The 8786-nt window shown below is 61.5% G+C and carries 8 protein-coding genes; 5 read left to right on the top strand and 3 right to left on the bottom strand.

Features of this window, described 5'->3' with window-relative positions:
• Together KBA48_RS20230 and oppB are read right to left on the bottom strand one after the other, a co-directional pair.
• Nucleotides 1–1396: M2 family metallopeptidase (locus tag KBA48_RS20230; protein ID WP_292909720.1), on the bottom strand; the 1396-nt coding region annotated here is incomplete at its 3' end.
• Nucleotides 1397–1455: 59 nt separating this feature from the next.
• Nucleotides 1456–2379: an oligopeptide ABC transporter permease OppB gene (gene oppB, locus KBA48_RS20225; RefSeq protein WP_292909718.1), complete on the bottom strand. Its 924-nt coding sequence runs from the start codon at nt 2377–2379 to the stop codon at nt 1456–1458.
• 278 nt (nt 2380–2657) lie between these two features.
• On the opposite strand from oppB, the gene KBA48_RS20220 reads away from it, so the two are divergent.
• The 4 genes from KBA48_RS20220 (at nt 2658) to KBA48_RS20205 (ending at nt 7074) form a co-directional block, all read left to right on the top strand.
• The gene (locus KBA48_RS20220) at nt 2658–2948 is read left to right on the top strand and encodes a type II toxin-antitoxin system RelE/ParE family toxin (protein ID WP_292909716.1); all 291 of its coding nucleotides are present in this window, start codon (nt 2658–2660) and stop codon (nt 2946–2948) included.
• Nucleotides 2949–2957: 9 nt separating this feature from the next.
• Nucleotides 2958–3290, top strand: coding sequence for a HigA family addiction module antitoxin (locus KBA48_RS20215; RefSeq protein WP_292909714.1), 333 nt, complete (start codon nt 2958–2960; stop codon nt 3288–3290).
• Between the two features lie 214 nt (nt 3291–3504).
• Nucleotides 3505–6210: an aconitate hydratase AcnA gene (gene acnA / locus KBA48_RS20210; RefSeq protein WP_292909712.1), complete on the top strand. Its 2706-nt coding sequence runs from the start codon at nt 3505–3507 to the stop codon at nt 6208–6210.
• A gap of 213 nt (nt 6211–6423) precedes the next feature.
• Entirely contained in the window at nt 6424–7074 is a 651-nt protein-coding gene (locus KBA48_RS20205) for an AbiV family abortive infection protein (RefSeq protein WP_292909710.1), read from the top strand.
• A 450-nt stretch (nt 7075–7524) separates the two neighbouring features.
• On the opposite strand, the gene KBA48_RS20200 is transcribed toward KBA48_RS20205, so the two are convergent.
• Nucleotides 7525–7785 (bottom strand): type II toxin-antitoxin system Phd/YefM family antitoxin, encoded by a 261-nt coding sequence (locus KBA48_RS20200; RefSeq protein ID WP_292909708.1) that lies wholly within the window; start codon nt 7783–7785, stop codon nt 7525–7527.
• Nucleotides 7786–7887: 102 nt separating this feature from the next.
• On the opposite strand from KBA48_RS20200, the gene KBA48_RS20195 reads away from it, so the two are divergent.
• A complete protein-coding gene (locus tag KBA48_RS20195; RefSeq protein WP_292909706.1) occupies nt 7888–8667 on the top strand; it encodes a glycosyltransferase family 2 protein in 780 nt (259 codons plus the stop codon).
• The last annotated feature ends 119 nt before the right edge of the window (nt 8668–8786 follow it).

Here is an 8786-nt window from a genome sequence, read left to right as displayed (position 1 = left end):
TCCAGCGCCACTTGTCGATCAGCAGGCCGAAGGGCAGGAACGCCACCTTGTCCATGGCCTGTTGCAGCAGCAGCGGCACATCGCCCTCGGTGGAGGGTTCCTTGTCCAGCAGGCCCAGCTTCACCAGATAGCCCGGCGTCACCGAGAGGGCGATGAAATCGCCGATGGCCTCGTGGAAGCCGTCATTGGCGCCGTTGCGGAACAGGGTCGACTGCGCCTTGTAGGCGCGCTGGTAGAAATTATGGCCCAGTTCGTGATGCACGGTCTGAAAATCGTCACCGTTCACCCGCATGCACATCTTGATGCGGATATCGTCCTTGTCGTCGATATCCCAGGCCGAGGCATGGCACACGACCTCGCGGTCGCGCGGACGGGTGATCTGAGAGCGTTCCCAGAAGGTCTGGGGCAGCGGCTCGAAGCCCAGATCCGTGAAGAAGCCTTCGGCCGACTTGGTCATCTTGATCGGGTCATAGCCGGCCTTGGTCAGCAGGGCCGTCACATCGACATTGGTGGCCGCCTGCTTGGGCGCCACGATGTCATAGATGTTGCCCCATTCCTGCGCCCACATATTGCCCAACAGATGGGCCGGGATCGGCTTGTCCTGCGGCACCACGTCGGTGCCGTACTTCTCGCCCAGCTTGGTGCGGGCATAGCAGTGCAGGGCCGTATAGAGCGGCTTCACCTGGCCCCACAGCCGGTCGGCCTCCTGCTCGAACGCTTCCGGCGCCATGTCATAGCCCGACCGCCACAGGGTGCCGGCATCGGGCAAGCCCAGTTCCTTGGCGCCGATATTGGCGATTTCCACCTCACGCTGGTAGAGCGGCTTCATCTCCTGCCCGACCTTGTGCCAGCCGGCCCAGAGCCGCTTCAGTTCCTTCTCATCGCGCGAGGTGCGGAAGACATCGTCGATCTCGTCCAGGGTCAGACAGCCGCTGCCATCCTCGCGACAGACCTTGCCGGTGGCGTACAGCTCACCCAGCTTGGCGTCCAACTCGGCCAGCTCCTTGTTCAGGGCGGGGTCGGCGGGCGACGGTAGGGCCGTTTCCATGCGCAGCAGGTTCAGCTTGCGCGCCACATCGGCCGGCAGTTCCAGCCCGACAAAACGCTTGCTCTCCGCCGTCAGGCGGGCCACCAGCGCGCTGTAGGCGGCGTTGCTGTCGGCGGCCAGGGCCAGCGTGTCTGGCGTGATATAGGTGTTCTGCACCCAGGCGGTGCGCGACGCCTTTTCACGCGCGGCACCCAGTTCGGCCTCGGCCTTGGCGACGAAGGCGGTGGCCTCCTCCACAGTCGGCTTAGGCTGCGCGGCTGCCTGCTTGTCGCCCGGCTGGCCACAGGCCGCCAGGATCATCATGGCGCCAAAGGCGACGCCGGTGAGCAGATGTTTGGTGATGCGCATGGAACCCTGTCCTTCCCTGCTGAACATTGGCGTGTCGTTGATTTTATTTTGTTTTTTGATCAGTCGTACCGGACGCGCGGGTCCATCAGGCCATAGACCAGATCGACCAGAAGGTTCATCAGCACGATCAGACTGCCATAGGTAATGACGGTGCCCATCACCAGCGTATAGTCGCGGTTGATGGCGCCCTGCACGAAGTAGCGGCCGATGCCGGGCAGGCCGAAAATCTGTTCGATCACCACCGACCCCGTCACCAGCCCGGCGATGGCCGGCCCCAGATAGGAGATGACGGGCAGCAGGGCCGCGCGCAGCGTGTGGCGCGTAATGATCAGATGTTCGGGCAGGCCCTTGGCATGGGCGGTGCGCACGAAGTTGGATCGCAGCACCTCCACCATGCCGCCACGCGTCAGGCGGCTGATGATGGCGATCTGCGGCAGCGACAGGGCGATGACGGGCAACACCAGATTGCGGAACGATCCGTCGCCCAACCCCGCGACCGGCAGCCACCCCAGATAGATGCCGAACACCAGGGTCAGCAGCGGCGCCATCACGAAGTTCGGGATGGTGATGCCGACCATGGCCACGCCCATGATGGAATAGTCGGTCTTGGTATTCTGGCGCATGGCGGCCAGGATGCCCAGCGTACAGCCGATGATCACCGCCAGCGTGATGGCCGACAGGCCCAGCTTCAGCGACACCGGAAAACCCGTCCCGATCAGTTCGGAGACGGAAAAATCCTTATAGGTGAAGGAGGGGCCGAAATCGCCCTGTACCGCCTTGCCCAGATAGATCACGAACTGCTGCCAGACCGGCTTGTCCAGATTATAGGCCGCCTTCAGGTTGGCCTCGATCTCCGGCGGCAGGACACGTTCGCTGTCGAACGGGCCACCCGGCGCCGAATGCATCAGGAAGAAAGACAAGGCCACGATCACCAGCAATGTCGGGATCGCTTCCAGCAGGCGCCGGACGGTGTAAGACAGCATCGAAAGGGTCCCTCCATCGCGCCTCGGCCCCCGCATGGTATCTGCCATGCAACGGACGCATCCCGCGCGGACGGCATGACATCTCTGTGAAAAAGTCCGCCCTGTCAACCGTGCCACGGCAAAAGAGATATTATTTCAAATCCGGTGGCGCGGGCGGGCCATTCACCAATCCCCGCGGGCCGGGTTGGGAAATTTTTGGGCGGGATTGCCGTTGATGCATCGCCCTTATCAAGAGTGTATAGTGTCATTTGACGGCATACACACCACACGGAAACGCCGTGATCATCAGGAACGTCATCCATAAGGGACTGCGCCGGTTGATGCAGGATGAGGATGCCAGCGGACTGCCCGCCGCTGTGGTGCCGAAGATCGTCCGTATACTGTCCTTCCTGCAGGATATGGAGCGGGAAGAGGAGCTTCTGTCGGTGCCTGGTTGGAAGGCGCACAGATTGAGCGGTGACCGGAAGGGATGCTGGAGCCTGCATGTCACCAAGAACTGTCGTCTGACATTCGCGATTGATCGTGAGGGGGTCGAAATCATCGACCTGGACTATGTCGATTACCATTAGGAGACGGCCATGAACGCAATCAAGGGCATCCGCATGAAGAGCCCCGCCCATCCCGGCGGCTTCATCCGGCACGAGGTGATCGAACCTTTGGACCTTTCGGTGACGGCAGCGGCTGGCATCCTTGGCGTCACCCGCGCGGCGCTATCGATGCTGCTGAACGAACGGACACAGCTTTCGCCCGAAATGGCCCTACGGTTGGAGAAGGCTTTTGGTGTCCCCATGGACACGCTTATGCGCATGCAGAACAGTTACGACATCGCCCAGGCCCGGCAGCGGGAGGGGGAGATCAAAGTGGAACGCTATGTTCCGGTGACCACCATAACGGCTGTGACCGACAGCTAATTAAGATCGTTTCGCAACAAGCCCTAAATACAGCCCGATCTGTACAAAAATCGGGGGCTGATCCCCCCAACCTGCCCTTTCCCCGCACCGCAAAAAGCGCTAAACCACGCTCCGAAAATGCCATCCAGGCAGATCAACGGTCCCGGACGCTGGAGCCGGGGCGAGATACGGTCTGCCGTTTACCCCGCGACCCCGTTGGAGGAGTCACCCCCCGATGTCCACGTTCACCGGCCAAGACAGCCTGAAGACCCGCCGCACGCTTTCCGTCGGCGGCAAGTCCGTTGATTATTTCAGCATTCCCGAAGCGGAGAAGGCTGGTCTGGGCGACGTGTCGCGCCTGCCCTTCTCGATGAAGGTGCTGCTGGAAAACCTGCTGCGCTTTGAAGATGGGCGCACGGTGAGCGTTGAGGACGTCAAGGCCGTCGCTCAGTGGCTGGTCGACAAGCGCTCCGACCGCGAGATCGCCTATCGCCCGGCCCGCGTGCTGATGCAGGATTTCACGGGCGTTCCCGCCGTCTGCGATCTGGCCGCGATGCGCGAGGCCATGGTGGCCCTGGGTGGCGATCCGACCAAGATCAATCCGCTGACCCCCGTCGATCTGGTCATCGATCATTCGGTGATGGTGGACAGCTTCGGCACGCCCAAGGCCTTCGACGAGAATGTCGAGCTGGAATTCCAGCGCAATGGCGAGCGGTACGAGTTCCTGCGCTGGGGCCAGAAGGCGTTCAACAATTTCCGCGTGGTCCCGCCGGGCACCGGCATCTGCCATCAGGTGAACCTGGAATATCTGGCCCAGACCGTCTGGACCGATACGGACCAGACCGGCGCCACCGTGGCCTATCCGGACACGCTGGTCGGCACCGACAGCCACACCACCATGGTCAACGGCATGGCCGTCCTTGGCTGGGGCGTGGGTGGTATCGAGGCGGAGGCCGCGATGCTGGGCCAGCCGATCTCCATGCTGATCCCGGAAGTCGTCGGCTTCAAGCTGACCGGCAAGCTGCGGGAGGGGGCGACGGCCACCGATCTGGTGCTGACCGTCACCCAGATGCTGCGCAAGAAGAAGGTGGTGGGCAAGTTTGTCGAGTTCTATGGCCCCGGCCTGGACGCGCTGACGCTGGCCGACCGTGCGACGATCGCCAACATGGCCCCGGAATATGGCGCCACCTGCGGCATTTTCCCGATCGACGCCGAGACCATCCGCTTCCTGCACTTCACCGGCCGCGACGCCGACCGCGTGGCGCTGGTCGAGGCTTATGCCAAGGCCCAGGGCATGTGGCGCGACGCTGGGTCGCCCGATCCGGTCTTCACCGATACGCTGGAACTGGAGCTGGGTTCGGTCGAGCCGTCGCTGGCCGGTCCGAAGCGTCCGCAGGACCGCGTGCTGCTGTCCAACGTCACCAAGGAATTCGGCGAGTTCCTGGCCACCGACGTGGGTGACCGCCCCGTCAGCCAGCCGACCGACGTTGCCGGCGCCGATTACAAGCTGGATCACGGCCATGTCGTGATCGCCGCCATCACGTCCTGCACCAACACTTCCAACCCGTCGGTGCTGTTCGCCGCCGGTCTGGTCGCCAAGAAGGCGGTTGAGCTGGGCCTGAAGACCAAGCCCTGGGTGAAGCCGTCGCTGGCGCCCGGGTCCCAGGTCGTGACCGACTATCTGAACGCCGCCGGCCTGTCGACCTATCTGGACCAGTTGGGCTTCAATCTGGTCGGCTATGGCTGCACCACCTGCATCGGCAATTCCGGCCCGCTGCCGGACCCGATTGCCGCCGCCGTCGACGCGGGCAAGCTGACCGTTGCGTCGGTCCTGTCGGGCAACCGCAATTTCGAAGGCCGCGTGTCCCCGCAGGTCCGCGCCAACTACCTGGCCTCCCCGCCGCTGGTGGTGGCCTATGCCCTGGCCGGCACCCTGCACCTGGACATCTCCAAGGACCCGATCGGCACCGGCAAGGATGGGCAGGACGTCTATCTGAAGGACATCTGGCCGACGAACAAGGAGATCGAGGACACGATCGCCCAGTTCCTGACGCGCGAAATGTTCGTCAGCCGCTACGCCGACGTCTTCCTGGGGCCGGAGCAGTGGCAGAAGATCAAGACCGTCGAGGGCATGACCTATAAGTGGGACGACAAGTCGACCTACGCCAAGCGTCCGCCGCTGTTCGACGGCATCACCATGACGCCGGGTTCCGTGTCCGACGTGAAGGGCGCCCGCGCGCTGGCCATCCTGGGCGACAGCATCACCACCGACCATATTTCCCCGGCTGGTAACATCAAGAAGACCAGCCCGGCCGGTGAATACCTGCTGGAAAACGGCGTCACCGTCGCCGACTTCAACAGCTACGGCGCGCGGCGTGGCAACCATGAAGTCATGATGCGCGGCACCTTCGCCAATATCCGCATCAAGAACGAGATGCTGGACGGCGTCGAAGGCGGCCTGACCAAGTATGTGCCGACCGGCGAGGTCATGCCGATCTACAACGCATCGATGAAGTACCAGGCCGAGGGCACGCCGCTGGTGGTATTCGCCGGTCAGGAATACGGCACCGGCTCCTCGCGTGACTGGGCCGCCAAGGGCACGCGCCTGCTGGGCGTGTCCGCCGTCATCGCCGAAAGCTTTGAGCGTATCCACCGCTCCAACCTGGTCGGCATGGGCATCCTGCCGCTCCAGTACCCGGCCGGCGTGAACCGCAAGACGCTGAAGCTGGACGGCACCGAAACCTTCGACATCGAAGGCGTGGAAGCCGGCCTGAAGCCGCACATGGACCTGAAGCTGACCATTACCCGCGCCGACGGGTCGACGGAAGTGGTCAATCTGTTCTGCCGTATCGACACGCTGGACGAGGTCGACTATTTCAAGAATGGCGGCATCCTGCAGTACGTGCTGCGCAACCTCGCGGCCCCGGCGGCGGCGGAGTAAGCTTGCTGCTTGACCCATCGCCGGGGTGACCCGGCGGCCGGGGATGAAAGAGGCCCGGTGGAGCGATCCGCCGGGCTTTTTTTTGTTTTGCGCTGGAGCAGACAGCCGTTTTGTGCCTCGCTGCGAAAGGGCCGGGAGTAGAGTGATTTCCCCTCACTCGCCAGCCCTGAGAGTACTGTCGAAAATGTCTGAGATTTTGGGGGCGGCGGACAAATGACGAGCTATAGCGGAAGCCCCACCTTCCTTGGCGTGCATATCATAGAAAATGCGGAGCGCTTACTCGAAGATGCCCGAATACTGAGGAAGCACAGGCGTTACGCCTCGACCGTAGCCTTTACCGTACTGTGCCTTGAAGAAGTTGCGAAATTTGTCTCACTGAACGAGGCGCAGTTTTGTAATGGTGGCCTCTCGAACAAAATTGACCATAAAGAGAAACACCGATTTATCGGGAAATACCTTGCTGGTGATCTGAATTTACATGAGGTGTCTGCCATCTTAGATCACTATGGATATACTCTGAAGCTGAGTCCCATAGAAGAAACAGAATATAGAGATTCCTTGTCCGAGAAGCTGCCAGAATTATTGGCTGGACTTGCAGGGGATGAATTGCCGGATGCCGTCAAGGCAAATACGCGCAGGTCCTCCTTCATCAGCACAGTCGCGGGTGTGATCGCGGGTCATTATAACGCGATGAAGAAGAAGGCCATTTATTCCGAAATTTTAGAGCGTCCAGGCGACGGACCGGCAGCGATTGACCGAAAGACGGCGGATCTACTTCTCAGACTGGCCAATAAGTCTGTGAACCGAGTCCGGCAGCGCATGCGCAATATACTTCGCTACTGCGTGCTGATCGTAGAGACCTAAGCATATACGCGAATGAGGAGCGTTAGCAGCCAATCCTACCTGCTAACAACGTCCGTTTTGCACGCTCTGCGCTGAACGCGCCTCCTCCGCTTCCTGCCATATAGTTGCCGTCGCCTACGCCATCGCCCAACATAATCCGTCACCTCACGGATTGATCAGCTAAACTTCAGTCACCGCGAAATCAGCCACAGCCTCATCGACGGAGAGCAAACAGGAGGCGAATTCGGGTCTCACCATGCTGCTGTCCAGCCATGTACGCAAGATCGCTGCCTGCCTCACATCGCGCCGTTCCGCAAGAAGGATGCCGATTTCCAGTTCTATCAGCATAATAACGGAAATGAAGAAGCTATCGGCGTTGCAACCACCCGGCCATGTCATGACATTCGGATTAACGCGATCCGTTACCCACCTTCCGCAATTCGGCAATAACATTCGTATTCAGGACATACATCAGGAAAAGTCCGCTGGACGCAGCCAGGTATCCGCCTTCGGCGGGTCGAAATCGAACCCCGACAGGCCGGGCATGGACAGAGCCTCCACCAGATTGCGGCCCGGTGATGCACCGCTCAGACGCTGATACTCTGTATAGGACAGCAGCACAAAGGCGGGCTTGCCCCGGTCGTTGATGACGACGGGGTTCTGCGTGGCGGCACGTTTCGCCTTGCCTATATCTTGGTTCAACTCTCGACTGGATACGGTCGTGATGGCCATGATCCGCCTCCTTCCTGTCATGTAGCCATGTTACTACATAGGCATTGTCCCACCAAGGCATAGTGTCCTGACCTGCGGTCCCCGACCTGCTATACCTCCCCCATGCCCCACACCCTCCCCCTCTCCGTCTTCATCATCGCGCTGAACGAGGCCGACCGCATCGGCCCCGTGATCCAGGCTGTGTCCGGTTGGGCTGACGAAGTGCTGGTGGTGGATAGCGGCAGCAGTGACGGAACGCAGGAGCTGGCCCGGTCACTGGGTGCCACGGTGATCCACAATGACTGGCCCGGCTATGGCCCGCAGAAGCGCTTTGCCGAGGAGCAGTGCCGGCATGACTGGCTGTTGAACCTGGATGCGGACGAGGTGCCGGTGCCGGAGTTGGAAGGGGCCATCCGCGCCTTGTTCGCGGGTGGCGGCACACCGGCGATGCAGGGTTACCGGATACAGACGGTGATGGCCCTGCCCCATCAGAAGCGGCCGCACCGGTTTGCGCCCCGGCATAATTACATCCGGCTTTATGATCGCCGCCATGGCCGTTTCGCCGACAGCGCCACGCATGACGCGGTGCAGATGCACAGTGGTGCCGTCGGGGCGCTGTCCCCCATCATCGTGCATTATTCCATCCGCAGCCATGGCGACCTGATCGCCAAGCTGAACCGTTATTCCACGGCCCAGGCCGAGGAGATCGTGGCGCGGGGCAAGGGAGGGCGCTATGGGGCGTTCCGGTCCATGGTGGAGTTCCCCGTTAACCTGTTGCGCTACTTCTTCCTGAAGGGCTATTGGGTCTTCGGCCTGTATGGGCTGGAACTGGCCGCGATCATTGCCTTTTTCCGGTTCGCCCGCATCGCCAAGGTGCGAGAAATTTTGCAGCGCCCCTCTTGAAGGTCACAGAGCGCGTCTTACATCTGCGTCCATCCGGGCCCCTCTGGCAGCCAAGGCGTTGGCTGCGATGTCGGATAGAACCCTCGTCGCTGACGCAAGCACTCGGCTGATCCCAAGGA

The sequence above is a fragment of the Niveispirillum sp. genome, assembly GCF_017996735.1.
Classification (GTDB): Bacteria; Pseudomonadota; Alphaproteobacteria; order Azospirillales; family Azospirillaceae; genus Niveispirillum.
The sequence above is the reverse complement of the archived record's forward strand: the minus strand, read 5'-3'. Positions and strand labels throughout refer to the sequence as shown.

Bases quoted from the DNA above. Each gene is read 5' to 3' on its own strand.
- oppB (WP_292909718.1), bottom strand. From the start codon at position 2,379: ATGCTGTCTTACACCGTCCGGCGCCTGCTGGAAGCGATCCCGACATTG.
- KBA48_RS20215 (WP_292909714.1), top strand. From the start codon at position 2,958: ATGAACGCAATCAAGGGCATCCGCATGAAGAGCCCCGCCCATCCCGGC.
- acnA (WP_292909712.1), top strand. From the start codon at position 3,505: ATGTCCACGTTCACCGGCCAAGACAGCCTGAAGACCCGCCGCACGCTT.
- KBA48_RS20205 (WP_292909710.1), top strand. From the start codon at position 6,424: ATGACGAGCTATAGCGGAAGCCCCACCTTCCTTGGCGTGCATATCATA.
- KBA48_RS20200 (WP_292909708.1), bottom strand. From the start codon at position 7,785: ATGGCCATCACGACCGTATCCAGTCGAGAGTTGAACCAAGATATAGGC.
- KBA48_RS20195 (WP_292909706.1), top strand. From the start codon at position 7,888: ATGCCCCACACCCTCCCCCTCTCCGTCTTCATCATCGCGCTGAACGAG.